We start from the raw sequence: 24,738 nt of genomic DNA, 5'->3' as shown, positions 1-24,738 counted from the left end.
GGAGCCACCCCACCCGACGCAGCGATCCCCCCGCAAAAAAAGGGGCTGCGCCGCGTTTTGATGCTCGGAGTGCCGCTGCTGCTCGCCCTGTTCGGCGCCCGCCTCTACTTCGAGGCGATGAGCACCATTACCACCGACGATGCCTACCTCAAGGCGGACCGGGTCTTCGTCTCGACCGACATCGACGGTCGGGTCGACGCGGTTTTGGTGGGGGAGCACGACCGGGTCGAGCAGGGGCAGTTGCTGCTGACCTTGAGCGAAACCTCGCTGCGCATTGCGGTGCGCGAGGCTCAGGCTCGACTGAATTCGGTGCGCGACACGGTGACCGCCCTTAAAGCCTACTACCACCGCATCGAGGCCGACCTGGAGCGGGCCCGGGCCGATCTGGCCTTCTTCGAACGGGAGTTCGAGCGGCGCAAACCTCTGGCCAGCAGCCAGGCTTTGGCCGCCTCGTCGCTTGACGAGGCGCGTCACAACGTGGACGGAGCCAAATCTAAGGTTTCGGCTTTGCAGCAGGATTTGGCCCGCATCCGCGCCCAGATGGGGATCGTCCCCGATCAAGCGGTTGAAAACAGCCCGCTGTATCGGCAGGCCCAGGCGACGCTCGACCACGCCATGCTGAACCTGAGCCACGCCAAGATCTTCGCCCCCATGAGCGGCGAGGTTGGTCCCCTCCCGGTGCAACCGGGGGGATATGTCAAAACCGGGGAGCGCCTCTTCGCTCTGGTGTCGCCCCAGCACTATGTTGAGGCCAACCTGAAAGAGACTCAGCTGGAGCGGCTGAAGATCGGCCAAGAGGCGCAGATCGAAATCGACGCCTACCCCAGCCACATCTGGAGGGCCAAGGTCGCCAGCGTCAGCCCCGCCACCGGTGCCGAGTTCTCATTGCTCCCCTCGCAAAACGCCAGCGGCAACTGGGTCAAGGTGGTGCAGCGGGTGCCGGTTCGCCTGGAGCTTGAGGCTAACCCCAACGCCCCCACGCTGCGGGCCGGTCTGAGCGTCAACGTGACCATCCATACCGACGCGCCATGAACGCAGCCGCCGTCGAGCGGATGGGTGAAAAGCAGCATCGTGGCCTGATTGCGGCGGCAGTGATGCTGGCGACCATCCTGGTCATCCTCGACACCACCATTGTCAACGTGGCGCTGCCCCACATGATGGGGACGTTGTCGGCCACCCAGGATCAGATCGCCTGGGTGCTGACTTCGTACATCGTCGCCTCGGCGGTGATGATCCCCCCCACCGGCTGGATGGCGATGAAGATCGGGCGCAAGCGGCTCTTTCTCATCGCCGTGGCGCTGTTCACCCTGGCCTCGGTCGCCTGCGGTTTGGCCACCAACCTGCCCGAAATCGTCCTCTTCCGCATTATTCAGGGGATCGCCGGGGCGCCTTTGGTGCCGCTGTCGCAGGCGATCCTCTTCGACACCTACCCCAAAGAAAAACATGGCCAAGCGATGGCGATGTTCGGGGTCGGGGTGATGGTGGGGCCGATTCTGGGGCCGACCCTGGGGGGGTACATCACCGAGTGGCTCGAATGGCAGTGGGTCTTTTTCATCAACCTCCCCTTTGGATTGCTGGCGCTGTTCCTCATCGCCACTTTCGTCCCCGAAACCCCCAAGGGGGATCGCCCCTTCGACCGCTTCGGCTTTTTAACCTTGAGCCTGGGGATCGCCAGCCTGCAGCTGATGCTCGACCGGGGGCAGGGGCACGACTGGCTGAGCTCCAACGAGATTTTGACCGAGGCGATTTTAGCGGGGATGGGTTTTTATCTGTTTGCCGTCCACTCAATGACGACCCGGAACCCGTTCATTTCCCCGGTGCTGTTCTCCGACCGCAACTTCCTGACCGGGATGACCTTCATGTTCATCATGGGGGTGGTGTTGCTGGCGACCATGGCCCTGCTCCCCCCCTACCTGATGAACCTGATGCACTACCCGGTGGTGGATACGGGGCTGGTGATGGTGCCGCGGGGGCTGGGCTCGATGTTCTCGATGGCGCTGGTAGGCCGTTTGGTCGGCAAATACGACCCGCGCATCTTGATCGCCATCGGCTTTGGCTTCGTCTCGGAGTCGCTGTGGGAGATGTCGTATTTCAACCTTGAGATCGGCATGGGGCCGCTCATCTGGACCGGGGTGGTGCAGGGTTTGGGGCTGGGATTCATCTTCGTGCCGCTGCAAACCATCGCCTTCGCCACCCTGCCGCCACCGCTGCGGACCGAAGCGGCGGGGCTGTTCAACCTGATTCGGAACATCGGATCGAGCATCGGGATTTCGATCATCATGGTGGTCTTCAGTCGTAGCGTGCAGATCAACCACGCCGAGCTCGGCGCCTTCGTCACCCCCTTCAACCCCCTGGCCCAAGCCCCCCTGCTCCCCCCCCCGTGGGGCATCGATTCCCCCGCGGGGCTGGCGATGATCGACCTAGAGATCAACCGTCAGGCTGCGATGATCGGCTACACCAACGACTTTCTGCTGATGGGGGTGCTGACGGTGGCGGTGATGCCGCTGCTGCTGTTGATGAAGAGACCGGAGGGGGTGGGGGCAAGACGCCCTTAACACATCGACATCGGGGCGCGGAAGGAACTCCATCGCCCCTGGCCCTTCGCTCTTGGTGCAGATAAATTCAAACTTGTATTAATTCGAATTCGTATTAATCTAGTCCCCTCTTTATTCACCTGAAAGGAGGCGGGTATGACCCTTTGCTTAGGCAACATCGCCACCGGCGAAGACTTCTTCGACCGGGAGGCCGAGCTGGACGACCTCTGGTCGGCACTCCAGAAAAACCATGTCGCCCTGACCGGACCACGCCGCCTGGGCAAATCGTCGATCCTCAAGCGGATGACGGAGCAGGCGACCGACCATGGCCTGCTGGCCGGATATGTCGATCTGCAAGGGATCGACCGGGTCGCCCGCCTCATCGACCGGCTCGACCGGGCTTTTCCCGAGGCTTCGATCCAACGGCATCTTGCCGACTGGCGCGACCAGGCCACCACCTGGGTTCAACGCCACATCCACAAAGTCGGGGTTGCGGGGGTATCTCTCGAACTCAATCCCAACGCCGCCACCCCCTGGCAATCCGCCGCCAACCGCGTTCAACACCGTCTCGCCCCCCAACCGCTGCTGATCCTCATCGACGAATTCACCGTCTTTCTCGACAGACTCATCACACACGATCTCCACGAGGCAGCGCTGACGCTGGGCTGGTTGCGCTCCTGGCGGCAGCAGTCGGGGCTCGCTTGCCGCTTTGTCTTCACCGGCTCCATCGGGCTGGCTGAACTGCTCGAACGTCACCGCCTGACCACCTTAATGAACGACTGCTACGACTATGTTTTGCAGCCCTTCACCCGCCGCTCGGCCCTGGCTATGGCGGCGACTTTTTCGAGCCGCGAGGGATGGCAAGCCACAACCGCCACCCTCGACCACCTCTGCGACCGCACCGGCTGGCTTTCCCCCTACTACCTAAACCTGCTGCTCGACGAGGCGATGAAAGCCGGTCTGCGCCGTCTCGACCACAAGGGGGTATTGAATTCCGACGACATCGAGCTTGGTTACGGCGAGCTGGCCGGCAAACGCTCCTGTTTCGTGCACTGGTACCAGCGCCTGCTCGATCTGCCGCAACCCCGCCGCGACTTCGTCTTGGCGGTGCTGCGCTACGCCGCCAACAGCGATGCCGGGGTGACCCGCCCCCAACTGGGGGCCCGTCTGGGCCGTCTCGAAGCCGATCCCGACCGGCGCGAAACTCGGCTGGAGGAGACCCTGATCTACCTTGAAGAACAGGGCTATCTCGGTCAAAACGGGGGGCGATATGCCTTTCTTTCGTTTTTGCTGCGCGACTACTGGAAGGCCAACCATGGCTGACGCCCCCCTCAACGCCGCCCTTAAATACAACCCCCACCTTTGGGGCGACGACGAATTGCGGGCGATCTTCGTCGCCCGCGGGCGCGAACTCCAAGAGCTGACCGAGGCGCTGCAAGACACCCCCCCCACCAAGGTGCCGCAACACCGGCTCGTCGTCGGGCCGCGCGGCATGGGCAAATCGACCCTATTGCAACGCTTGGCGCTGGCGGTGCGCGACGATCCCAACCTGAGCGCCCACTGGCTCCCCCTCATCTTCCCCGAGGAGCAATACACGGTGCGGGGACTCGACGACCTGTGGCGCAACACCCTCGACGCCCTGGCCGACGCCCTGGAACGTGAAGGGGGCGCGGCGGACGAGCTTGCCCTGTTCGACGCCCAAATCGCGGCGCTCGCCCCTCTGGAATCCGAACAGCGCGAGGAGCTGGCGCTGGCCATGTTGACCGACTGGATCGGCTCGCACCGGCGGGGGTTGCTGCTGCTGATCGACAGCAGCGACCTGCTGCTGGGCAACCTGGCGGCGGGGGAAAAAAGCGGCAAAAAGGACGGCTCGGCCACCGTGCTCTGGCGGCTGCGCAACACCCTGTCGCACCAACCGGGGCTGTTCTGGATCGGCGCCAGCTACGAACACCTGGAGCTCCACGCCCAGTACCAGCATGCCTTCCACGACTTTTTCCACCCCCTCGAACTGCGTTCGTTGAACGCTGAGGAGATGCGCGCCGCGATCCTGGCCCTGGCCCGCAGCTTCGGGGCGGGGCGGGGATGGGTCGGCGCCGAGGCCGAGGCCGAGATGCGCCGCACCCTGGACGACAAGCCGGAGCGGCTCCAGTCGCTGCGCATCCTCTCGGGCGGCAACCCCCGCACCACAACCATGCTGTACGAGATGTTCGCCGCTGGAGGGGAAGACGACGTGCAGGCCGACCTGCACCGCCTGCTCGACCTAATGACCCCCCTCTACAAGGCCCGAATGGAGGCGCTGTCCGAACAACCGCGCAAACTGCTGGCCCACCTGATGGAGCACTGGGATCCGGTCGGAGTAAAAGAGCTGGCCGCGTCCTCCCACATCCCCCCCACCACCATCACCCCGCAACTGGCCCGCCTCGAAAAGGAGGGTTTGATCGAGAAAGCCCAACTTGCCTCTAAGGCGGGCAAACGCTTCGGTTACCAGGTGGCGGAGCGGTTTTTCAACATCTGGTACCTGATGCGCCACGGCTCGCGCCGGGTGCGGCAACGTCTGGGCTGGCTGATCGCCTTCATGCGGTTGTGGTACGGCAAGCAAGAGCTGACCGACCTCGCCGCCCTGCTCGCCCGCCGCCATGCGGCGGGGGAGCTCGATTCCCAGGCGCAGCTGGAATATTCGTTGGCGGTCGCCTCGGCCTTGGGGGGGGAAGAGGGGTTGGGGCTGGAGTGGCGCGTTTTTGCCACCGCCCGGCAGCGGCTGGAAAAGATATTGCCCGACCTTTTTGACTTGGCCGGGCAGGACCGCCATTTCGTCGATGCCGACGATTACTTGCGGCGACTGGAGGCACTAAAAACCAAGCTGCGGCAATGCCCCCACCCGCAAAACGAGGAGGAGATGGAGCGGTGGGTCGAGGGGGTGGCGGGATGTATTGGGTTGTCGCTGGAAGACAAGGAGGCGATTGCAGAAAGAACAGCCGGAGCCCCCCCTGAAGAGATGGCATCACCGACGATCCATGAAGCCCAAACAACACCCTATGCCTCACCGGATCCCTCTTTCGAGACCAAGATTTCTGTCTGCTCAGTACCTGATGAAGGCACCACGGGGGTTTCCAGGTCGCACTACCAGGCCATTCTCGAAAACGTCGAGGAGGACTGGATGTGGACATCCCCTGATCCCTTCTCGAAAAAACGGCGCAACGGCATGCCAACCGTGCAAAAAGCTGTTTTTCAAGGGAATTTCTTTCCAGATCTTCCCAATAGTCAAACTGCATTTATGCAAATGGAACATTGCTTCGGCAACGACCCCGATGCCTATTTAGTCGCCTTAGACTGCTTTCGTACCAATAGAATTTTTGGCGAAAGAACATCCCACCCATCCCAACAACCCTGGAAAGAAAAAGCTATCCGCAAAGCAATTTCTCTCAACCCAGATGATGTATACCTATGGACAGAGCTAGGTGTTTGTTTGGTACGTGGGCAGGAGGCGGAAGAAGCATTCAAGAAAGCTTTTTCGCTCGATAAAAGCAACGGATACCTCTTATTGAGGCTGGCCGACCTCCAAGCCCTGTCCGGTAAAAAACAAGAGGCTACTCAAAATTATAGGGGTTGGTTGAATATTCCCGGCTCCAATCCAGATGACCCATCCGAAGCGATCAATTTGGTTAAAATTCATCTGTGGCTTGGCAATCGGGATTTTGCCACTCGATCCTTGGAGTCTCTGGTACAGACGTGCATGACGAGACAAAGGACCTCGTTTTTCCAAGAAAATCTGTCGCTGCACTGCCATGGCTTTGGCCTTGGCCCTGCCCTCGCCGACCTCATGACCGAAAGCCCCCACGCCGATTTCCTGCAACCCTTCATTCTGGCGTTGCGGGCGGCAGCAAGTGGGCAACCCCCGGTGGGGGCGGCGCCCGAGGTTTTGGCGCTTGCCGAAGAGGTTTTGAAGAGGCTGCACCGCTGAGGGTTTTGGCGGGCGAGTCCAACCAGGTCGATGTGACTGCCAAAACCAACCCTCACCCCTTCATCCCCCTCCACGCCGTCATCGCCCTCACCCGCGCCGCCCAGTGCTCCACGATGGGGGCTGGGTAATCCTCCCCCAACACCACCCCCGCCTGCCGCAACACCGTTTCGGGCGCCTCCCACGGGGCATGGATCCACTGCGTCGGAAGCTCGCGCAATTCCGGCAGCCAGCGCTTCAGGTAGACCCCCCCGGCATCGAAGCGGCGCGACTGAGTCACCGGGTTGAAGATACGAAAGAAGGGTTGCGATTCGCTCCCGGTCCCGGCCACCCACTGCCAATTCAAGACGTTGCTGGGCAGGTCGGCATCCACCAGGGTCTGGGCGAACCAGTTCATTCCCTCGCGCCAGTCGATCAGTAGGTGTTTGACCAAAAACGAGGCGGTCACCATCCGCACCCGGTTGTGCATCCAGCCGCTGGACCAGGCTTCGCGCATTCCAGCATCGACCAGGGGGTAGCCGGTGGCGCCGCGTCGCCAGGCGTCCAAACCCTCGGGATCGTGCCGCCAGGGGAAGCGATGAAGACGGGGATCCTGAGATTGCCCCAGCGCGTGAGGGAAGTGGTACAGCCAGTACTGCCCGAACGCCCTCCACCCCAGCTCGCTGCGAAACCGCTCACCCCCCTCCCCGGCGATCCCCCGCAAGTCCCACCACAACTGCCTCAGGGTGATCTCGCCGAAATGCAGGTGGGGCGACAGGTGCGAGGTCGCCTGCTCGCCGGGGTGATCCCGCCACTGGGCATACCCCTCGATCCGCTCGGCCAAAAACCGCCGCCACAATTGATGCGCCCCCGCCTCCCCCGGCTGCCACTGCGCCGCCAACCCCGAGGCCCAAAAGGGGGACTCTCCCAATCCCACCTGCACCGCCGTCTCAGATTCGGGCCACTGCTGGGGAGCCGGAATCGTTTCGGGAATCGGCAACGGCGCCACCGCCGGGTCGGCTTCTTGCCGCCAGCGCTTGAAGAAGGGGGCAAAACGTCGGTAGGGATCGCCCCCTTGGGTGTGGATCTGCTGGGCGTCAACCAAACCGTCGTAGGGAAAGCAGCGGGCCTCGACCCCCAGCGAGGCGCATTGCGCCAGCCAGCGACCATCCCGCTCCCGGCCCGGAGGATCAAATCCCCCATTCCAATAGAGCGCCTTGGCCTTGGTTGCAGCAATCACCGAACGTAGCGCCTCCCCCTCGGGGCCACGGCGCACGATCAAGCGTGACCCCCGCGCCCGCAGCGACTCATCCAAACGCAGAAGCGACTGCCCCAACCACCACAGGCTCGCCCCCTCGGGGGCAAAGGGGGCCTCCTCTTCGGGGGACCACACATAGAGCGGAACCACCGGCACGCCGCCCGCCAGCGCCTCGCTCAAGGCGGGGTTGTCGCCCAAGCGCAGGTCGTAACCGAATCCAACAACGATGGGGGGAATAGGCATGATCGCTCCTCACTGCTCGGACCCCGTTCGACGCCACCTTGAGAACGATGTTCAACCCGATCAATCCCCTTTGTCGGGTCATTGGTTTTTATGAATCCCCAAGGGGTTAGCCCTTCCTAAACTGGCGGGCGGGGCGATGGATGCACTGCACTTATCCACCACAAACCGCGACAACCACAAAACAAACAAGAGGAGGGGAAGATGTTGCGACGTATGACCATGCTGGTACTGGCTGTGATGGCCCTGCCCTGGGCGGCCCAGGCCGGGGATGAGCTGTCCCCCTATTTGGCGCTGGGCAACTTAAGCGCCCCCATCGAACAGGCTGCCGACCAGGTCGCCGCCGCAGCGCAGGGGGCAGGGCTGACCGTGGTGGGGCGGTACCACCCCGGTGGCGACGCCGCGCTTGAGGTCGTGGTGGTCACCGCCCCCGCCTGGCAACAGGTTGCCAAAAACGATCCCCTGCGCGGTTTTGCAGCCGTGCTGAAGGTGGGCCTCAAGGCGCAGGGTGAAAAAATCGCCGTCTCGGCCCTGAACCCCGAATACCTGATGCGGGCCTACCTACAAGAGGATTTCGCCGCCCAAAGCCAGGCAGTCGCTAAACCAGGGCAGGCGTTGGTTCACGCCTTGAGCGATTTAACCGGCGCCGGAGCCCAACCCTTTGGCGGCGCGGTCGACAATGACGATCTGGCCGATTACCACTACATGTTCGCCATGCCCTACTTCGAAGATGTGGTCGATCTGGCCACCTTCCCCAGTCTGCGTCAGGGGATCGAGACGGTGCGCCGCAATCTGGCCGCCGGATCGGGCAAAACCCAAACGGTCTTCGAGGTGGCTCTCCCCGACGGAGGGGCCCTCTTCGGGGTTGGGCTGCTTGATCCCGAGGCGGGGGAGTCCCACTTCCTGCCGATCATCGGCAGCGACCATGTCGCCGCCATGCCCTACGACCTGTTGGTCACCCAATACAAGGGCAAGGCGCGGGCGCTGATGCTGCATGGCCTGTGAGCGGACGGCAAGTTTAGGAACAAACCCGGAAGAAGGCGGAAGAGGCAGGAAGAGCCCGGAAACATTGGGCTTCGTTGGGGTTGAAGGTGGAGGTAGGTGGTTGCGAACAAAACGTCAAAAACCCAAAAAAAAAAAAACGGCCCTTAAGTTTGCGAACGAACGTCGCCCCCGTGAAGGAGGTTCAAGGAGCCTTCAAAAGACGATCCAGGAGAGAGGAAAGCAGGGCACGGTCTTCGGGGGTGGCGGTGCGGTAGCGAGCGAGGAAAACGGACTCCTCCTCGGTGGACGCCCCCACCAGGTAATCCAGAGAGGTTCCCGCCACGGCGGAGGCAGCCAGGAGGTAGTCGATGGGGGGATTGGCCTCACCAGCCAGGATGGGGTGCCATTTTTCGGCAGGGATGTGGGTGAGCCGGGCAAACTCATCGAGGCCGACTAAATCCACAATTCCACGTAGTTTATTGAACAGCACGCCCCCACCACGCAGCACCGATAAAAACACCTCACGGTCATCGACCCCGCGCATCAAATCGGCCTGCCACATTGGCCCCGTTCCTGTGAGCAGCCATTCCGTGTTGACACCTACCCCCGCTAAGGCAGAAGCAGCCTTTGCGCCGAGCATACTGGTCCCCCTCTCATAATTCTTGAGAGTTTGGAGCGGGATGCCCGTGTGAAGAGCGAAATCCTTAAGTGTCATGTCCACAGTTTTACGCACCTCGCGCACCCGCGCTCCTAACTCTTTCTTACGTGCTACAACCTCTGCATCCGTAGTCATTTTTCCCCCAAAGGTGCCAACCAAGGTACCAACCAAAAGGTGCCAACCGTCGACAAGGTACCAACTTCTTTATTTTTCAATGTGTTGCGCTATGTTTTTTCGGATTATCGGTTGGCACCTTGGTTGGCACCTAGGTTGGCACCTTGCAAGTCTTATGGTCCACAAATGGACCATAAGACTTGCAAATGGTCCACTTGTGGACCTATCCTCCGGTCATGAGCCAAAAACCATCCACATCTGGCACCACCACCTGCGCCAACGACTGGCACAGGGCCGAGATTGTCTGCGCGCTGCGTCTGCGCGGCTGGAGCTTGCGCAGGTTGTCGGCCGAGCAAGGGTACAAACCCGGCGTCCTTAAGGGGGCACTCGACCGCCCGTGGCCGAAAGGGCAGCAGATCATCGCCGAAGCCCTCGGCGTCGATCCGGCGTCGATCTGGCCAAGCAGGTATTCAACTGCGTCGGGACAGAGCGGCCTAGGGGTGCGTCTCAAGACGGCCATTGCACAGCTTGGCATGACCAGAATCGAGTTTGCGGACCGCACGGCCATCCCCATTCGGACCCTGGCTAGTTATATCGCCGGGAGAAGGAAACCTGGGGCCGACGCCTTGGCCTCTATTGCAGCCCAAGGCGTCAACCTCAACTGGCTACTCACGGGTGCAGGGCCAATGTGGCAGGACGAGGGGCGGAAATGACACCCGTCGAATGGTTCAGCCTGGCAGAAATCGCCGCAGCCGCCGGGGTATCAAAGCAGGCGGTAGCCAGGAGGGCGAGGGATTGGCCCTCCAGGGAAGTCCGCATGAATGGCGGCATCGCTAAGCAGTACAACATCGAATCGATAGCCTCGGGGGGGTATTCCTCCGCGTTGAAACAGTTGCTCCCTGCCGCCCCAACGCCCCCATCCCCAGAAAACCCCACCCCCGACAGCGAACGCTCTTCCCACCTTTGGCGGTGGGCGTGGACCAAATCGCAAAAACACCGCGACATCGGCCAGAACAAAGCGATGTGCCTTTTTAAATTGCGCGACCTGCTCGACGCGAAAATTCCCGTGCGCGAGGCGCTGGAAACAGTGGCCCAGGAATGGGCCATACCTGCCGCCACGATACGCGGTTGGTATTACGGCACCAGCCAACACCCAGGAGTGCGCGAGCACCCCAAAAGCGATTGGGCGGCGCTGATGATCCCCGGCTGGAGCGTGCAGCGCGAGCGTAAAGAAATTCCCCCGGCTGCGTGGGATTACTTTCTGGCCCTGTATTTAACCCACGACGGGGACACCGTCGCCGAATGTTACCGCCGCACGGACGAAGCGGCCAAGCAGCACGGGTGGGGCGACTTGCCCGCGCTGCGCACCTTTCACAAACGGGTGCAGAGCGACATTAAGGAGTCCACCCGTGTGTATTGGCGGGAGGGCGAGGTGGCGTTGGCTCGCCTGTATCCCCCGCAGAAGCGGGATCGGTCGATGTACGCAGCGGGCGAGGCGGTGGTGGGCGACGGGCTGAAGTTCGACAAGCTGTGGGTGAAGTGGCCCGACGGCGAGGTGCTGAACACCAGCACCGGTTGGTTCTGGGCCGATCTGCGCAGCAACAAGATTCTGGCCTACCGGCTGGCCAAAACCGAAAACACCGATCTTTTCCGCCTGGCCACCTACGACCTGACCGCCATTTGCACCCCTACCGATGCGTGGATCGACAACACCGTGGTCGCCGCCAACAAGGCGATGACCGGGCGGTCGGGCAACCGCCACCGCTTTAAAAACAGGGAAGACGACCCCCTGGGGTTGCTGCAACTGGTGGGGATTACCCCCCGTTTTACGTTGCCCGATATGACCAAATCGAACCCCGGCGCCAAACCGATTGAACGCAGTTTCGGTATTGGCGGATTGCACGATCTGGTGGCCAAACACCCACAATTTTTAGACCGGGGCTTCAGCAAAGCCACCGCTATTCCCTACGCAGAATTCGCGCAGGTGGTGGCGCAAGAAGTGGTGCGTTTTAACGCCCGGCCCAACCGGCGTACCGACATTTGCGCCGGGGTGAAGAGCTACGACGAAGCCTTTGCCGAAAGTTTCAAGGACGCGACCGTCCGTGTGCTGACCTTGGAGCAGCGGGAAATGTTGCTGCTGATGCCCGAGGTGGTGACCGCCAGCCGGGAGCGGGGGGAGATCAAGCTGCAAGCGGGCAAGGGGCCCCACGGCGCCCATCGCTATTGGAACGAAGCCATGGCCGACCGCAAGGGGCAGAAGGTGGTGGCGTACTACGACCCCGCCGATCTGCTGGCAGCAGTCACGGTGACCACCTTGGACGGCCAGGTGATCGGCAAAGTGCAGCACTACGCCGGGGTGGGCTTCGGCGATACCGAGGCAGGGCGGGAGTGGGCCAAGAACAAAGCCCGCAGCCAGAAAGCCCAGAAGGTTGCGGCCCAGGCCGACAAACGGATGGGCGCCCTGGAGGCGGCAGCCTTAACGCCCGCCCCCAACACCCCTGCGTCCATCCCAGCCCCCGGCTTGGTCGCCCCCAATTTTGGGCAGCCGCTCAAGCGGGTGGCGAACGGGGATGTCGTCGGCCCCTCGTCTGACCCCCAGCGGCAGCGAATCTTCCAAGAAAACGTCAACAGGATGCTGGATCGGCACCTCGCCAAAACAGCACCTCTCAAGACCCGTTCAACGGGCGCCAACCAATAACAAAGGAGATTCGTCATGACGGCCAAACGTGAGGTGGATCAAGAGCAGGTGAGGCAACAGGTCAAGCAGGTGATGACCGAGGACGAGCTGACCGGGGCCGAAGTAGCCCGTCAGTCCGGGGTGTCGATGTCCCGGCTGTCGCCCTGGCTGGCCGAGAAATACACGGGCGACGGCGCCAAGGTGGCTCGGGAGGTGGGGCGCTGGCTGGCACTGTACCACCTGCGCAAAGAGGACTCCTCCGGGATGCCTCCCGACCCCGAATGGGCTGCCACCCCCACCGCCGGTCAGATTCTGGCCGCCCTTGGGTACGCCCAGCTGGCTGGCGACATCGCCCTGATCTACGGGGGAGCCGGGTGCAGCAAGACCGCCACCGGCCTGCATTACGCCGAGACCCGCCCCAATGTGTGGTTTTGCACCGCCAACCCCACCACCGAGACCCCGATGCCGATCTTGGCCGAGATCGCCGCCGCCGTCGGCATCCAGCCTGGCAGCAGCGCAGCGGCGACGATGCGCGACCTCGTCAAGGCGATGCGGGGCAAGGGTGGGATGCTGATCCTCGACGAGGCGCAAAACCTCGGGGTCAAGGCGCTGGACGCCGTGCGGGCGATCCACGACGCCACCGAGGTGGGGTTGGCGCTCCTGGGCAATGAAGAGGTGTACACCCGCATGACCGGCGGCAGCGGCAGCCGGGCCGCCTACCTCGACCGTCTGTTCAGCCGGGTCGGCAAGCGGCTCAAGGTGAGCCTGCCCCAAGCCGCCGACGTGGAGGCCTACGCAGGCGCCTGGAAGGCGTTCGACGCCGACAGCCTCGCCCTGCTGCGCTCCATCGCCAGCAAGCCGGGGGCGCTGCGCATGGTGCGCAAGACCATCCGTTTGGCGGCGATCAGCTCTCCCGGCGGTCTGCACGGGGTGGGGGCCGCCGAGATTCGCGCCACCTGGGGCGAATTGTGGGGAGGTGCGTGATGCCTGGATCGATCAGCCGCGCAAACGACATTAAAACGCCTTTCAACGGCTGGATTCCGGTTATCCAGAATCTGCCCCCCCGACAGGTGGATGTGCTCGTCTGGTTCGATGCGGGGCTGCCCGACGGCGGATGGGTCGAGACGGCCTGTCTCGACCGACACGACCGGTGGCGTCTGACCGGCGGCGACTCGACGCACACCCCCATGTATTGGATGCCGCTCCCCCCACCCCCGCCGGGCGCCCCATGCGCCTGACCTGCCCCTGTTGCGGCGCCTGTGCCTCGCTGGAGGGGTGGACGCTCGATTCCCAGGCGCGGGGGTTGGTGGCGGCGGTGGTGAAGGCCGACCTGGGTGAGGGGGTGCTGGATTACCTGGCCCTGTTCCGCGATCCGAAGGGGGCAGGGCTCGATTTTGCCGAGGCCACGAAACGGATCGATGCCCTGGCGGCGGTTAAAAACCAGGGGCAAATCCCCCGCGAAAGCGGCCCGGTGCCCATCACCGGGGCGCTGATCGTGCGGGGGATGGCCGAGGTGGTGGCCCAAGCCCGCAAGCCGGGGGCAAAGGTGATGCGCCCCCTAAAAACCCACAGCTACCTGTGGGGTGTCGTGGCCAATCTGGCCGAACAAGAGTCCGCCGCCGAGGAGGAGCGCCAAGAGGAGGCCCGGCGCAACCCCTACCGGCAACCCCGCGCCAGCCAACGGCCACAGGTGGCCGACCGGCTGTCGGAGCAGGAGTTGGTCGGCGGGTTCGCGGCGGTGCGGCAGATGCTGCAAACCGGCCTTAAAGGGGGATCGAACGATGTTTGAAGTCGTGTTATTCGCTGTCGGGGTGGCGCTGTTGGTGGCCACCCTGCGGTTGCTCCAGAGCGCCCGGCGTCACCGACGTCACCGGCGCCATACCCGAGCGGTGTCCCAACAGGGGTATCGCTGGATCGCCTACACCGGCGCCCTGCGCCGGGATTAACCCAGGAGGCCACCATGCCCCCCCGTAGCCCTACCCGCATCAAAGCCCCCGCCGTGGCGGTGACCGTCCCGGCCAATCGGGACCAAGCCGCCGCCGCTGTGCGGCAGATTGGCGACCTCAACCGTGAGCAGATGCGGTTGCAGGCGCAGCTCAACGACCAGATCGCCGCCTTGACCCAGCAGTATCAGCCCCAGCTCGACGCCTTGGGGGAGGAGGTGGCCGCCCTGCAAAAGGGGGTGCAGACCTGGGCCGAGGCCCACCGCGACGAGCTGACCCGCAACGGCAAGAGCAAAACCGCCAACTTGGTGACCGGCGAAATCGCCTGGCGTCAGCGCCCCCCTTCGTGCCGCATCACCGGGGCCGACGCCGTGGTGGAAACCCTGGAGCGGCTGGGTTTGGGGCGTTTTGTGCGCACCAAAAGCGAACCGAACAAAGAGGCGATTCTGAACGAACCCGAGGCGGTGGCCGGGGTGGCGGGCATCAAGATCGTCACCGGGGTGGAGGACTTCGTGATCATCCCCTTCGAGGCCGAGGCCGCGTAACGCCCCCAGCGCGGGGGGTCCTTGGCTCCTAGGGGGGGCCAGGAATGGCCGCGCCCCGTCCAGCGGGCGGTGATGGGATCGAAACAACACCCGCAGCAGGGGGCGCTCCTCCTTTCGCGAGCCTCTGCCGCTGGCCACGTAATGGCCCCCCCTGTGGGGGGAAGCGAAACCCCCTCCGCCGCCCAGGCGGGGGGTGGTCATCCGGCGGTGGTGCGCCGGGTCCGACGAGCAGCCGAATGACATCAACGTGTAGGAGCGCCGCCTCGGCGCGATTGCTTGGTAGCCCGGAGGGCGCGGCGATGAAGCGCTCACCGGAGAAGGAGAAAAACGATGATCGCTGTTGCTTTTGTGGCCGGGATCACCCTGGGCAGTTTGGGCGTTGTCTTGGCCTTGGCCCTGGTGCGTAGGCCCAAGCACGACGCAGACCACCGTTGCGCCGAGTGCCGGGGGGCGAGGCATGGCTGACAACAATCCGCATGAGGCGGCGCTGGCGCTGGCCAGGGCATCATGACCGCCGACACCATCACCCGCCCCCTGCTGGCCAGGATCCACATCGGCAAAAAAGAGCTGGGGTGGGACGACGACACCTACCGCGACGCCCTGCACAAGGTGGCCGGGGTGCGCAGCGCCAAACACTTGACGATCATCGGCGCCGCCCAGGTGCTGGTCTACATGGAGCGCTGCGGCCTACCGCCCCACCAGACCAACCCGCACCGGGCCGCCAAGCCCGACCCCGCTCGCGCCCGGCAGCGGCCGATCGACAAAATCGAGGCGCAGTTGACCAGCCTGGGGTATGGCTGGCCCTACGCCCACGGCATGGCCAAGAAGATGTTCGGGGTCGAACGGGTGCAGTGGTGTACACCGGATCAACTGCGCCGGATTGTCGCAGCATTGGTGTACCACCAGCGCCGCAAGGGGGTTGCCTTGGGCCCCAAGGATCGAAAAACAGAAGGGACGCAGCCGTGAACGTCGCGCGCACACACGACTTCGCCCTCATCCTGCGCGAGAGCAATGCCCTACCGGACTCGGCTCAGGCTCTGGTCGAGGGGCTGGGTTGGTCCGACGCCGAACGGGTCATCCGCCTCTTGGGCGGCACTGAAATTTACGTTCCGGCCCGCCGCCCAGCCCCAGATCACTGGCTCAGCGTCGCCGTGGGGCACGACGTGGCCCAAAAACTGGCGCACCTCGCAGGCGGAGAGGCTCGGTTCCCCATCCCCCGTTGCCACGCCGCCCTGCTCGCCGCCCGCGACGCGCAAATCCGCGCTGCGGTGGGCGAGATCAACCGCGACCTGGCCCTGCGGTATGGGCTGACCGAGCGGAGGATCCGCGAAATCCGCAACCGAGGCACACCCCGACAGGTCGTGGCGCCTAGGTTGTGGGACTGACACGCCCCCCCCCATCCGGGCATCAATCCCCACGCCTGCCCCATGCAGGCACGGGTTCAGCAGCCCGGATACCAGGCGCACCAGCCGCGCCAGCGGTTTTTTTTGCGCCCGCCCCGCCAGGGGTGGGCCTGGTGTGCACGCTCGGCCCCCTATGGTGGGGGTTGGGTGGGAGCCCCTCGGGGCTGCCGGTACCTGGTCCGGTCTGCTAACCCGCCCCACCCCCACCACCCGCGCAGCAGCGGGGGGAACCCACCCAGGAGGCCGCCATGAGCGCCTTGATCCCCAGCAGTACCCCCAGCAGTACCACCCTCATCCCCACCACCACCGGCACCTTGGCCGGGGTCGAGCAGACCCTGGTCGATGCCAGGACGCTGCACAAGCACCTGGGGGTCGGCAAAATGTTTGCCAATTGGATCAAAGACCGAATCGAAACCTACGGTTTTTCAGAGGGTTCGGACTTTTTGCCAAAGCTGGCAAAAACCCCCGGCCTCTTCGGCGGCCGCCCAAAAACCGAGTACCTGCTCAGCCTTGAGGTGGCCAAAGAGTTGGCGCTGATCGAGAACAACGCCGCCGGTCGGGCCATCCGCCGCGCCCTGATCGCCTACGAGCGCGACACCCCCGCCCTGCTGCGCCGCCAACAAGCACAAATCGCCCAATTGCGCCTGGCGCTGGTGGGCACCGACCGGGTGTTGCACGATCTGGTGCGTTACCACCAAATGGGGCTGGCTCGGGGCGAAATCGCCAAACTGCTGGGGATCAGCGGCGACGCGGTGGCCCGCCGCCTGCGCAAAGCCGACGCCCTGGGGCTGCTGCACTACCGCCCCAACCCCCGCCTGGCCGCCGCCGGGCGCAAAGGGGCGCTGTCGGCCCGCGCCCTCGCGGCGTTGGGGGTGTGACGATGGACCAGGACTATTACCCGGTCGCCCACATCTCCTGCGCCCAGACCATCCTGCACGCGATGGAGGGGGAGTACGAGCTGGCCTACAACCACCCCTCCCCCGACATCGTCGAGGCCCTCGACCGCCTGGGGGATCTGCTGGCGACCCAGCGCCTGTTGTTGGATTTGGCCATGGCCGATGCTGAGGCGCTGGAGGCGGAGCAAGCCCACGCACGGTTCGCTCGGGAGGCCCAACGGACCGGGTAAATCCAGGTTCGGCCACGGGGTGGATTCCTACGGCAAGCCCCCGCTTCGGCGGGGGCTTGCTTTTTAAGCCCTTCTACCTTCAGGCTTTTGTCTTGTCTTCCTCCCGTCACCAGGCTCCAAAAAACCAACAACCACGGGAACAAGGTCATTTAAGGAGAACCACCATGAAGACCACAAAATCCATCGCCGCCGCCCTGTTCGTCGCCTTGCTGACCAGTTGCACCAGCGTGACTGCGTTGCGGCTCACCCCATCCGAAGCCGAATGGGTCGCCAGAATTATGCAAGAGCCCTTAAGTCGCGACATTGCGGCCGACCGCGTCGATCTGGTCTGGACCCGGGTGCAGTGGTGGGTCGGGATGCATGCCCCCTCAACCAATCAGGTCGAATCTTCCAACGTGATTCGCACCCACAAACTCAATATTTACTCCCCGGCCTACGTCGTCGATATGCGGCCCAACAATGACGGTAGCGGTGTGCTGACGGTGCGATGTCGCGCCGACGCCGAACAAATCCCCAAGAAGGGATTGAATTTCAAGCGCCGTTGCGACCTCAACGCCCATTTGCTGATGCACTATGCCGTCACCGGAGAGGAGGAGCCCAACCCGAGCATGATCTGGATCGGAGAAACATCGTCGTGATTGCCAAAGCCCCGCTTCGGCGGGGGCTTTCTTTTCTCCTCCCTTCGCCTGACCCTTGATTAACCCCGCAATACCACCCCGGAACCCCATCCCGTTCCCACCCTGCTCCAGCCTGGCGATCCTCCCCCCCCAGGAGGAAGCCCATGATCCTTGAATCCCTACTCTCAGGTCTCGGCGGCGGTGTGTTGCGGCTGGTCCCCGAGGTACTCACCCAACTCGACAAAAAAAATGAGCGCGCGCACGAGCTGGCGATGTTTGATCGCCAAATCGAGGCCGACCGCGACCGATCCTCCGAGCGACTCGAAGAAGCCAAGACCCAAGGCCAGATCACCCTCGACGCCGCCGGGCTAGCAGCCCTCCAAACCGCCATCGCTGCCCAGGCTAAGCCCTCGGGTGTGCGGTGGATCGACGGTCTGAGTCAATCGGTACGCCCCGTCGTCACCTATTGGCTGTTGGCGCTGTACGCCAGCGCCAAAACGGCGGCGGCGGTGTCGCTGTATCTGTCGGGCGGCGATCTGCTCGCCGCGATTTCAACCGCCTACACCGACGCCGACTTGGCAATGCTCAGCGGCATCCTCAACTTTTGGTTCCTGGATCGCGTAATCCGCCACCGACAGGGGGTGTGATCGATGGGCGGCCTGTCACTCGTCCCCGAACAGGCGCTCGACCTGGCGATCTCCTTCGAAGGGTTCGCGCGAGTCGTGCAGCGATCCCCGGTGGTGTTGGCCCGACCGTACCGCTGCCCCGCCGGGCATTGGACCATCGGGTACGGCCACCTATGCCGACCCGATCACCCCCCCATCGACGAGGCGCAGGGCCAAATCTACCTGGAGGCAGACATGGGCGACGCGGTCGCGCAAACCCTGCGGGTGTGCCCGATCTTGACCCACGAATCGCCCCAACGCCTGGCCGCCGTCGCCGACTGGACCTTCAACCTCGGGTCGGGTCGCCTGCGGGCCTCGACCATGAGGCGACGGATCAACGAGGCCGACTGGCGCGAGGCGGCCAATGAAATGCGCCGCTGGGTGTGGGGCGGCGGGAGAAAGCTGCCCGGTTTGGTTCTGCGACGCGAGGCCGAAGCCGCCTTGCTATTGAGTGTGTGAGGAACGATGGACATCGCCGATCAGGCCTTCGAGGTCGAAGAAATCCAGCGCCGCGAGGCGCTCGACCGCTACCGCAGCGAGCCGGAGCGCAACGAGACCGGCATTTGTTGGGTGTGTTGGGAGCCGATCCCCTCCGAGCGCCTGGCGCTCAAGCCAGGAGCGTTGCGCTGCATCGATTGCCAAAAGGAGTTCGAGCGGGGGGGGGGGAAGTGAATCAAATCGCGGACCTCGGCCCCTTGGTCACCTTGATTGCCCTGTGGTCGGGGGTGCTGTTCTGGGCGGTGAAGTGGCTGCTCGACCGCTACGTCAAACACATCGACGGCAAGCTGGACGGCATTCAAAAAGCCAACCGCGAAGGGGGCGACAAAATCGACCGCGTGGAAAAAGACCTGCTGAAGCTGCAAGCCGAACTGCCCCGCGAGTACGTGCGCCGCGAGGACTGGATTCGGTTTAGCTCCAGCATCGACGCCAAACTTGACCACCTGCGCGACAAGCTCGACCGGGTGTTGGAGGCCAAACCCCATGCACGAGATTGATCTGGATAAAGCCCAGCGCGAAGAGACCCGCTGGCGCATTTTGCGGGCGCTGGATGCCGGGCGCCCCAGCGCTGTGGCCGAAACCGTGCTGTACCGCGCTCTGGCCGACATCGATCTGCCCCTGACCCCCCACGGACTGCGGCGCGAACTGGATTACCTGCGCGACTGCGGGCTGGTCACCCTGGAGTGCGAAGAAACCCCCACCTGGATGGCCAGCATGACCGCCCAAGGGGTCAACGTGGTGGAGTACGCCACCCCCGCCCCGGCGGGGATCAGCCGCCCCAAAAAGTGGTGGTGAGCGTGCCGCCTAGGTCGAAAATCGAGGCACTGCCCAAGCCGGTGCGCGAATGGCTGGACCGCGCTCTGGTCGAGGGGGGGCATTCGGGGTTTGTGCGGCTGAGCCAGGAGCTGGCCGCCCGAGGTTACAGTGTCGGCAAAACCGCCATTGGTACCCGTAGCCAGATGCTGGAGCGCCGCTTGGCGGCGCTGAAGGCCAGCACCGATGCAGCGAGGCTGATTGCCGAGGCGGCCCCTGACGATGCCGATCACCGCAGTGCTGCGGTGATCGGCTTAGTTCAGTCGGATCTATTCGAGGCCCTGCTGGCGGTGCAAGAGGCCGAAACCGCCCCGCCTGGGGAGCGCCTGAAGCTGCTCAATCAGGCAGCCAGGGCCATTGCCGACCTAAGCCGCGCCAGCCGGGGGCAGAAGGAATGGGAGGAGGAGGTTCGGCGCCGCACGGCGGAGGAGTTGGTCAAAAGGGTCACCGAGGACGCCAGAGGGTCGAACGGCGCGATCACCCCCGACCGCCTGCGCGCGATCATCCGCGAGAGCTACGGCGTGGATGTATGAGCGCCCCCCTGCTCTACCCCTATCAGCAACGCTGGCTGGCCGACCGCACCCGTTTCAAGGTCGGGATGTTCGCCCGTCAGACTGGCAAAACCTTCACGACCACGCTTGAAATCGTGCTCGACTGTGTGCGGGCCGAGGCAGCGGGAAAGCGCACCCGGTGGGTGATTCTGTCACGCGGCGAGAGGCAGGCTCGTGAGGCAATGGAAGAGGGGGTGAAGCGGCACCTTCAAGCCCTTCAAGCCGCCTTCGAATTGGTCGAAATCGACCAATTCGAAGGCGTGCAGATCAAAGCGTTGGAAGTCACGCTGCCAGGTGGGTCGCGCATCACCGCCCTGCCCGCCAACCCCGACACCGCGCGCGGGTTTTCGAGCAACGTCTTCCTCGATGAGTTCGGGTTTCACGCCGACAGCCGCAAGATCTGGACCGCACTGTTCCCGGTGATCTCGGCGGGGTGGAAGTTGCGGGTGGTCAGCACCCCCAACGGCAAAGGCAATAAGTTCTACGAGCTGATGACCGATCGAGACCCCGAATCCCCTTGGTCGCGGCACGTCGTGGACATCTACCAGGCGGTGGCCGATGGCCTGCCCCGCGACATTGACCTGCTGCGCAAGGGGATCAATGACCCCGACGCCTGGGCGCAAGAGTACGAACTCAACTGGCTCGACGAGGCCAGCGCCTGGCTCAGTTACGACCTGATCAACGCAGTCGAACACGACGATGCCGGTCTGCCCGAGAGGTACTTAAACGGGCGCACCTACATCGGCAACGACATCGCCGCACGCAACGATTTATGGTGCTCCTGGGTGTGGGAGCGGGTCGGCGACGTGTTGTGGACGCGAGAGATCGTCACCCTCAAACGGGCCAGCTTCCGCGAGCAGGACCAGACCCTCGACGCTCTGATGCGCCGGTATAACCCGGTCAGGTTGTGCATGGACCAAACCGGCATGGGCGAAAAACCGGTCGAGGATGCCAAGCGCCGCTACGGTGACAGCCGGGTGGAGGGGGTGCTCTTCACCGGCGATGCCAAGCAGCACTTGGCCCACGTCGCGAAAGAGGCGTTCGAAGACCGCAAGGTGCGCATCCCGTCGGGCAACGAGTGGGTGCGTGCCGATCTGCACAGCCTGCGCAAGGTCACCACGGCGGCGGGCAACATCCGCTTCGATGTCGAGGGGGGCGACGGCCACGCCGACCGGGCCTGGGCCGCCTTTTTGGGGATCTATGCCGCGTCGCCCCCGCCGACCGAATACGCCTACACCCCCGCCCCCGGCAAACACAGCCGTTGGGACGGATCTTTCGACGATGACGACGACGACCCGTTGGCGGGCGCGAAAGGGGCCTGGTGATGGCCGATTACACGATCTTCGACCCCTACGGCCAGCCCATCCGCCGCGCCGACGTTGGGGGAGAGCCTCAAACCTCGCAAATCGCGCAAATCAAGCAGGAATTCGAGCTGCACCCAGTGCGGGGGTTGACACCTGCCAAGCTGTCGGCGCTGCTGGAGGGGGCAGAGCGCGGCGACATCGCCCAGCAGTCCGACCTGTTCGCCGACATGGAAGAAAAAGACGGCCACCTCGCCGCCGAGATGGGCAAGCGCCAGCGGGCGGTCCTTACCCTGGATTGGTCGATCACGCCCCCGCGCAACCCTACTCCGCAAGAGGAGGGGGATGCCGCCTACGTCGAAGAGGTGTTGCGCGATTACCCCGATCTCGACGATGTGTTGCTCGGGCTCACCGACGCCGTCGGTAAGGGTTTCGCGTGCGCCGAAATCGAATGGGGACGTTACGGCAGCGAGCGCCTCCCCACCTCCGTCACCCCGCGCCCTCAGCGCTGGTTCTGCCTCGACACCGCGACCCGCTCAGAGATCCGGCTGCGCAACGGCCACAGCCTCGACGGCGAAACACTCAACCCGTTCGGGTGGGTGGTCCACCGCCACCAGGGGCGCAACGGCACACTGGCCCGCGAAGGAATTTACCGCACCCTGGCGTGGCTCTTCCTCTTCAAGAACTACTCGGTGCGCGACCTGGCCGAATTCTTGGAGATTTGCGGCCTGCCATTGCGCCTGGGCCGCTACGAATCGGGGGCCTCACCCGCCGAAAAGGCGACCCTGCTCCGCGCGGTCGTCAACATCGGTCACGCGGCGGCGGGGATCATCCCCAAAGGGATGGAAATCGAATTCAAGGAGGCAGCCAAAGGAGGGGCCGATCCGTTCCTGGCGATGGTCGGGTGGTGCGAACGAACGCAGTCGAAGGTGATTCTAGGGGGCGTCGCCACCAGCGAGGCGACCAATACCGGATTGGGCAGCAATACGGCCAGCGTCCACAACGAGGTCCGGCGCGACCTATTGGTCAGCGACGCCCGCCAGATTGCCGGGACGCTCACCCGAGACCTGATCTATCCGATTTTGGCGCTCAATCGGGGGAGTTCCGATCTGCGCCGGTGCCCTCGGTTCGTGTTCGACACCTCCGAAGCGGAAGATCTGGCTCTGTATTCCGAGGCGGTGCCCAAGCTGGTACAGGTCGGGATGAAAATCCCGGCACGCTGGGCTCACGATAAACTGCGCATCCCCGAGGCCCAGGATGGGGAGGCGGTGCTGTCGGTCGCCTCGACGCCGCAGCCACCGGTCGGTGGCGAGGTCTCGGCCCGAGCGACGCTGACAGGTCTCAAGCAAAATCTGCCCCGCCCCGACGAGCTGATCGCCGACCGACTGGCCCGGCAGGGGCACGAGGCCGTCGGGGTCTGGATGGCCCAGATCGAGCTTCTGCTCGGCGAGGCCGAATCGCTCGAAGAGCTGCGCGGCAAGTTATTGGCAGCAGGTCCAGGTCTCGGGCTTGACACTCTCGCCTCGACTCTGGCCGAGGCTGGGCAAGCGGCGGCGGCGGCAGGGATCTTCGACGTGGTCGAGGGATCGAGTGATTGATTCGCGTCCCTCCAGCGTCTCTGGAGCATTCGCTAAACCGTTCGCCGAACAGGTCGCGTTTTTCCGAGGAAAGCTGGGCAACCTTGTCCCCACCGCTCGGTGGGACGATGTGTTCAAAGGCGAGCACGACCGTGGGTTCATGGTGGCGGGTGCGCTGCGTGCCGATCTATTGGCGGCGCTGGCTGGGGCTGTAGATCGAGCCATCGCCGAGGGCCGCAGCCTGGATGGGTTCCGCCGCGATTTCCGCGACATCGTCACGCGGATGGGCTGGCACGGCTGGACAGGCGAAGACAGCGGGGCAGGCCAAGCGTGGCGCACCCGGATGATCTACGCCACCAACGCCTCGACCGCCTATGCCGCTGGCCGTCTCGCGCAACTGCAAGACTTCCCCTTTTGGGTGTATCTGCACAGCGATTCGGCGCTCAATCCGAGACCGCAGCATCTGGCCTGGAACGGGTTGACACTCCCCAAGGATCACCAGTTTTGGGCCACCCACTACCCACCCAACGGCTGGGGCTGCGGGTGTCACGTGGCAGGCGCACGCTCTGCGGACGGGGCTCGCCGCCTGGGCGGTAACCCCGATAAGGCGATCCCAGACGGGTGGGACCAAACCAGCGACAAAACAGGGGAACCGCCAGGTATCGACCGGGGATGGGGCTACAAGCCCGGCGGGGGGGCGGTCGATGCGGTGCGATCTCTCGCCCCGAAGCTCGACCAGCTCCCGCCCCGACCAGCCATCGATCTGATTCAGAGCTGGCTGGCCGCCGACGTTTTCGACCGTTGGTATCGCGCCCCCTCGGGGTCTTTCCCGTTGGTGCGACTGCCGCCGGAGGACGCAGCGGCCCTGGGGGCTCAGGAGGGGGTGACGGTGGCCCACCTGTCAGCGGACAGCGCCCACAAGCAGATCGACCGTCACCCAGAATTGACGGCCCAAGAGTATGCGCAGGCTCAGGAGGTGGTGGATAGAGCGACCTGGAAAGTCGTAGAAAAGCGCAGCCTTATTTATATAAGGGAAGACGAAGTGGGGGGACTGATTCTAGTGGTCAAGACCACCACGACCGGGGGCGGGCTGTGGGTGACCAGTTATCGGCGTTTGTCGGCCGACGCGGCCAAGCGGGATCGAGAGATTCAGCGGCTGCGAAAAAAGCAGGGGCGCGCCTGATCGCCCCCATGGGGTTCGCGTGGCGGGCTCCCGTCACCGCCACCGGGCCGAGGCCCCGACCGGTGAGTGTCCCGGTCACCTTCGGGCGTCAGGCGCGCCCTCAGCAGATCGCGG

27 protein-coding genes and 1 other RNA gene are annotated in these 24,738 nt (G+C 64.1%); 26 read left to right on the top strand and 2 right to left on the bottom strand.

The genetic code is table 11. The annotated features are described in order from the left end of the window. The first annotated feature begins 24 nt into the window (after nt 1-24). The 4 genes from AUJ55_06800 (at nt 25) to AUJ55_06785 (ending at nt 6,495) form a co-directional block, all read left to right on the top strand. Nucleotides 25-1,032 (top strand): hypothetical protein, encoded by a 1,008-nt coding sequence (locus AUJ55_06800; GenBank protein ID OIO57383.1) that lies wholly within the window; start codon nt 25-27, stop codon nt 1,030-1,032. After that, nucleotides 1,029-2,555 (top strand): EmrB/QacA family drug resistance transporter, encoded by a 1,527-nt coding sequence (locus AUJ55_06795; protein OIO57352.1) that lies wholly within the window; start codon nt 1,029-1,031, stop codon nt 2,553-2,555. The genes AUJ55_06800 and AUJ55_06795 overlap by 4 nt, the downstream gene beginning before the upstream one ends. 135 nt (nt 2,556-2,690) lie before the next feature. Then, a complete protein-coding gene (locus AUJ55_06790) occupies nt 2,691-3,857 on the top strand; it encodes a hypothetical protein (protein OIO57351.1) in 1,167 nt (388 codons plus the stop codon). Beyond that, a complete protein-coding gene (locus AUJ55_06785) occupies nt 3,850-6,495 on the top strand; it encodes a hypothetical protein (GenBank protein OIO57350.1) in 2,646 nt (881 codons plus the stop codon). Before AUJ55_06790 ends, AUJ55_06785 begins: the two co-directional genes overlap by 8 nt. A 52-nt stretch (nt 6,496-6,547) precedes the next feature. Here the strand turns inward: AUJ55_06785 and AUJ55_06780 are convergent, their stop codons facing one another. Beyond that, nucleotides 6,548-7,972, bottom strand: coding sequence for a hypothetical protein (locus tag AUJ55_06780; GenBank protein OIO57349.1), 1,425 nt, complete (start codon nt 7,970-7,972; stop codon nt 6,548-6,550). A gap of 201 nt (nt 7,973-8,173) precedes the next feature. Here AUJ55_06780 and AUJ55_06775 point away from each other — a divergent pair, with 201 nt between their 5' ends. Beyond that, entirely contained in the window at nt 8,174-8,974 is an 801-nt protein-coding gene (locus tag AUJ55_06775; protein OIO57348.1) for a hypothetical protein, read from the top strand. Nucleotides 8,975-9,155: 181 nt separating this feature from the next. Here the strand turns inward: AUJ55_06775 and AUJ55_06770 are convergent, their stop codons facing one another. Further along, on the bottom strand, nt 9,156-9,515 hold the full coding sequence (locus AUJ55_06770) for a hypothetical protein (protein OIO57347.1): 360 nt from the start codon (nt 9,513-9,515) through the stop codon (nt 9,156-9,158). Between the two features lie 416 nt (nt 9,516-9,931). Between AUJ55_06770 and AUJ55_06765 the strand changes: the two genes are divergently transcribed. The 21 genes from AUJ55_06765 to AUJ55_06665 all read left to right on the top strand — a co-directional run bounded on the left by AUJ55_06765 (nt 9,932) and on the right by AUJ55_06665 (nt 24,624). Further along, nucleotides 9,932-10,438, top strand: a complete 507-nt coding sequence (locus AUJ55_06765) for a hypothetical protein (protein OIO57346.1) — start codon at nt 9,932-9,934, stop codon at nt 10,436-10,438. Between the two features lie 104 nt (nt 10,439-10,542). Continuing rightward, nucleotides 10,543-12,423 carry a hypothetical protein gene (locus tag AUJ55_06760; GenBank protein ID OIO57345.1) on the top strand — a complete coding sequence of 627 codons (1,881 nt, stop codon included), beginning with the start codon at nt 10,543-10,545 and terminating at the stop codon, nt 12,421-12,423. A 15-nt stretch (nt 12,424-12,438) separates the two neighbouring features. Further along, nucleotides 12,439-13,386, top strand: coding sequence for a hypothetical protein (locus AUJ55_06755; GenBank protein OIO57344.1), 948 nt, complete (start codon nt 12,439-12,441; stop codon nt 13,384-13,386). Further along, nucleotides 13,386-13,640, top strand: a complete 255-nt coding sequence (locus tag AUJ55_06750) for a hypothetical protein (protein ID OIO57343.1) — start codon at nt 13,386-13,388, stop codon at nt 13,638-13,640. Before AUJ55_06755 ends, AUJ55_06750 begins: the two co-directional genes overlap by 1 nt. Then, nucleotides 13,631-14,191, top strand: a complete 561-nt coding sequence (locus tag AUJ55_06745) for a hypothetical protein (protein OIO57342.1) — start codon at nt 13,631-13,633, stop codon at nt 14,189-14,191. Before AUJ55_06750 ends, AUJ55_06745 begins: the two co-directional genes overlap by 10 nt. Before the next feature lie 171 nt (nt 14,192-14,362). After that, the gene (locus AUJ55_06740; GenBank protein OIO57341.1) at nt 14,363-14,890 is read left to right on the top strand and encodes a host-nuclease inhibitor protein Gam; all 528 of its coding nucleotides are present in this window, start codon (nt 14,363-14,365) and stop codon (nt 14,888-14,890) included. Between the two features lie 161 nt (nt 14,891-15,051). Then, nucleotides 15,052-15,128: hammerhead ribozyme type II (locus AUJ55_06735), an RNA gene on the top strand. 269 nt (nt 15,129-15,397) lie between these two features. After that, nucleotides 15,398-15,856: a hypothetical protein gene (locus AUJ55_06730; GenBank protein ID OIO57340.1), complete on the top strand. Its 459-nt coding sequence runs from the start codon at nt 15,398-15,400 to the stop codon at nt 15,854-15,856. Then, nucleotides 15,853-16,275, top strand: a complete 423-nt coding sequence (locus AUJ55_06725; GenBank protein ID OIO57339.1) for a hypothetical protein — start codon at nt 15,853-15,855, stop codon at nt 16,273-16,275. Before AUJ55_06730 ends, AUJ55_06725 begins: the two co-directional genes overlap by 4 nt. Before the next feature lie 266 nt (nt 16,276-16,541). Further along, nucleotides 16,542-17,171 carry a hypothetical protein gene (locus AUJ55_06720; protein ID OIO57338.1) on the top strand — a complete coding sequence of 210 codons (630 nt, stop codon included), beginning with the start codon at nt 16,542-16,544 and terminating at the stop codon, nt 17,169-17,171. A 2-nt stretch (nt 17,172-17,173) separates the two neighbouring features. Then, on the top strand, nt 17,174-17,419 hold the full coding sequence (locus AUJ55_06715; GenBank protein OIO57337.1) for a hypothetical protein: 246 nt from the start codon (nt 17,174-17,176) through the stop codon (nt 17,417-17,419). Nucleotides 17,420-17,583: 164 nt separating this feature from the next. Next, nucleotides 17,584-18,057: a hypothetical protein gene (locus AUJ55_06710; GenBank protein OIO57336.1), complete on the top strand. Its 474-nt coding sequence runs from the start codon at nt 17,584-17,586 to the stop codon at nt 18,055-18,057. 146 nt (nt 18,058-18,203) lie between these two features. After that, a complete protein-coding gene (locus tag AUJ55_06705; protein ID OIO57382.1) occupies nt 18,204-18,683 on the top strand; it encodes a hypothetical protein in 480 nt (159 codons plus the stop codon). Nucleotides 18,684-18,686: 3 nt separating this feature from the next. After that, entirely contained in the window at nt 18,687-19,160 is a 474-nt protein-coding gene (locus AUJ55_06700) for a glycoside hydrolase (GenBank protein ID OIO57335.1), read from the top strand. A gap of 6 nt (nt 19,161-19,166) precedes the next feature. Continuing rightward, nucleotides 19,167-19,373, top strand: a complete 207-nt coding sequence (locus tag AUJ55_06695; GenBank protein ID OIO57334.1) for a hypothetical protein — start codon at nt 19,167-19,169, stop codon at nt 19,371-19,373. After that, nucleotides 19,370-19,696, top strand: a complete 327-nt coding sequence (locus tag AUJ55_06690; GenBank protein ID OIO57333.1) for a hypothetical protein — start codon at nt 19,370-19,372, stop codon at nt 19,694-19,696. Before AUJ55_06695 ends, AUJ55_06690 begins: the two co-directional genes overlap by 4 nt. Next, complete coding sequence (locus AUJ55_06685) at nt 19,683-19,994, top strand: hypothetical protein (GenBank protein OIO57332.1); 312 nt, start codon at nt 19,683-19,685, stop codon at nt 19,992-19,994. The genes AUJ55_06690 and AUJ55_06685 overlap by 14 nt, the downstream gene beginning before the upstream one ends. Before the next feature lie 2 nt (nt 19,995-19,996). Then, nucleotides 19,997-20,545 (top strand): hypothetical protein, encoded by a 549-nt coding sequence (locus AUJ55_06680; GenBank protein OIO57331.1) that lies wholly within the window; start codon nt 19,997-19,999, stop codon nt 20,543-20,545. Further along, nucleotides 20,542-21,888, top strand: coding sequence for a terminase (locus tag AUJ55_06675; GenBank protein OIO57330.1), 1,347 nt, complete (start codon nt 20,542-20,544; stop codon nt 21,886-21,888). The genes AUJ55_06680 and AUJ55_06675 overlap by 4 nt, the downstream gene beginning before the upstream one ends. Then, nucleotides 21,888-23,462 (top strand): hypothetical protein, encoded by a 1,575-nt coding sequence (locus tag AUJ55_06670; GenBank protein ID OIO57329.1) that lies wholly within the window; start codon nt 21,888-21,890, stop codon nt 23,460-23,462. The genes AUJ55_06675 and AUJ55_06670 overlap by 1 nt, the downstream gene beginning before the upstream one ends. After that, nucleotides 23,455-24,624, top strand: a complete 1,170-nt coding sequence (locus AUJ55_06665) for a hypothetical protein (protein OIO57328.1) — start codon at nt 23,455-23,457, stop codon at nt 24,622-24,624. Before AUJ55_06670 ends, AUJ55_06665 begins: the two co-directional genes overlap by 8 nt. The last annotated feature ends 114 nt before the right edge of the window (nt 24,625-24,738 follow it).

It is taken from the genome of Proteobacteria bacterium CG1_02_64_396 (genome assembly GCA_001872725.1).
Lineage (GTDB): Bacteria > Pseudomonadota > MNWR01 > CG1-02-64-396 > CG1-02-64-396 > CG1-02-64-396.
Note: the sequence above shows the minus strand (reverse complement) of the source record. Positions and strands in the feature narration are given on the sequence as shown.

What these genes read in the sequence shown, in the direction of transcription:
- AUJ55_06795 (OIO57352.1), top strand. Translation starts at nt 1,029, where the DNA reads ATGAACGCAGCCGCCGTCGAGCGGATGGGTGAAAAGCAGCATCGTGGC.
- AUJ55_06790 (OIO57351.1), top strand. Translation starts at nt 2,691, where the DNA reads ATGACCCTTTGCTTAGGCAACATCGCCACCGGCGAAGACTTCTTCGAC.
- AUJ55_06785 (OIO57350.1), top strand. Translation starts at nt 3,850, where the DNA reads ATGGCTGACGCCCCCCTCAACGCCGCCCTTAAATACAACCCCCACCTT.
- AUJ55_06780 (OIO57349.1), bottom strand. Translation starts at nt 7,972, where the DNA reads ATGCCTATTCCCCCCATCGTTGTTGGATTCGGTTACGACCTGCGCTTG.
- AUJ55_06775 (OIO57348.1), top strand. Translation starts at nt 8,174, where the DNA reads ATGTTGCGACGTATGACCATGCTGGTACTGGCTGTGATGGCCCTGCCC.
- AUJ55_06770 (OIO57347.1), bottom strand. Translation starts at nt 9,515, where the DNA reads ATGTGGCAGGCCGATTTGATGCGCGGGGTCGATGACCGTGAGGTGTTT.
- AUJ55_06765 (OIO57346.1), top strand. Translation starts at nt 9,932, where the DNA reads ATGGTCCACTTGTGGACCTATCCTCCGGTCATGAGCCAAAAACCATCC.
- AUJ55_06760 (OIO57345.1), top strand. Translation starts at nt 10,543, where the DNA reads ATGAATGGCGGCATCGCTAAGCAGTACAACATCGAATCGATAGCCTCG.
- AUJ55_06755 (OIO57344.1), top strand. Translation starts at nt 12,439, where the DNA reads ATGACGGCCAAACGTGAGGTGGATCAAGAGCAGGTGAGGCAACAGGTC.
- AUJ55_06750 (OIO57343.1), top strand. Translation starts at nt 13,386, where the DNA reads ATGCCTGGATCGATCAGCCGCGCAAACGACATTAAAACGCCTTTCAAC.
- AUJ55_06745 (OIO57342.1), top strand. Translation starts at nt 13,631, where the DNA reads ATGCGCCTGACCTGCCCCTGTTGCGGCGCCTGTGCCTCGCTGGAGGGG.
- AUJ55_06740 (OIO57341.1), top strand. Translation starts at nt 14,363, where the DNA reads ATGCCCCCCCGTAGCCCTACCCGCATCAAAGCCCCCGCCGTGGCGGTG.
- AUJ55_06730 (OIO57340.1), top strand. Translation starts at nt 15,398, where the DNA reads ATGACCGCCGACACCATCACCCGCCCCCTGCTGGCCAGGATCCACATC.
- AUJ55_06720 (OIO57338.1), top strand. Translation starts at nt 16,542, where the DNA reads ATGAGCGCCTTGATCCCCAGCAGTACCCCCAGCAGTACCACCCTCATC.
- AUJ55_06715 (OIO57337.1), top strand. Translation starts at nt 17,174, where the DNA reads ATGGACCAGGACTATTACCCGGTCGCCCACATCTCCTGCGCCCAGACC.
- AUJ55_06710 (OIO57336.1), top strand. Translation starts at nt 17,584, where the DNA reads ATGAAGACCACAAAATCCATCGCCGCCGCCCTGTTCGTCGCCTTGCTG.
- AUJ55_06700 (OIO57335.1), top strand. Translation starts at nt 18,687, where the DNA reads ATGGGCGGCCTGTCACTCGTCCCCGAACAGGCGCTCGACCTGGCGATC.
- AUJ55_06695 (OIO57334.1), top strand. Translation starts at nt 19,167, where the DNA reads ATGGACATCGCCGATCAGGCCTTCGAGGTCGAAGAAATCCAGCGCCGC.
- AUJ55_06685 (OIO57332.1), top strand. Translation starts at nt 19,683, where the DNA reads ATGCACGAGATTGATCTGGATAAAGCCCAGCGCGAAGAGACCCGCTGG.
- AUJ55_06675 (OIO57330.1), top strand. Translation starts at nt 20,542, where the DNA reads ATGAGCGCCCCCCTGCTCTACCCCTATCAGCAACGCTGGCTGGCCGAC.
- AUJ55_06670 (OIO57329.1), top strand. Translation starts at nt 21,888, where the DNA reads ATGGCCGATTACACGATCTTCGACCCCTACGGCCAGCCCATCCGCCGC.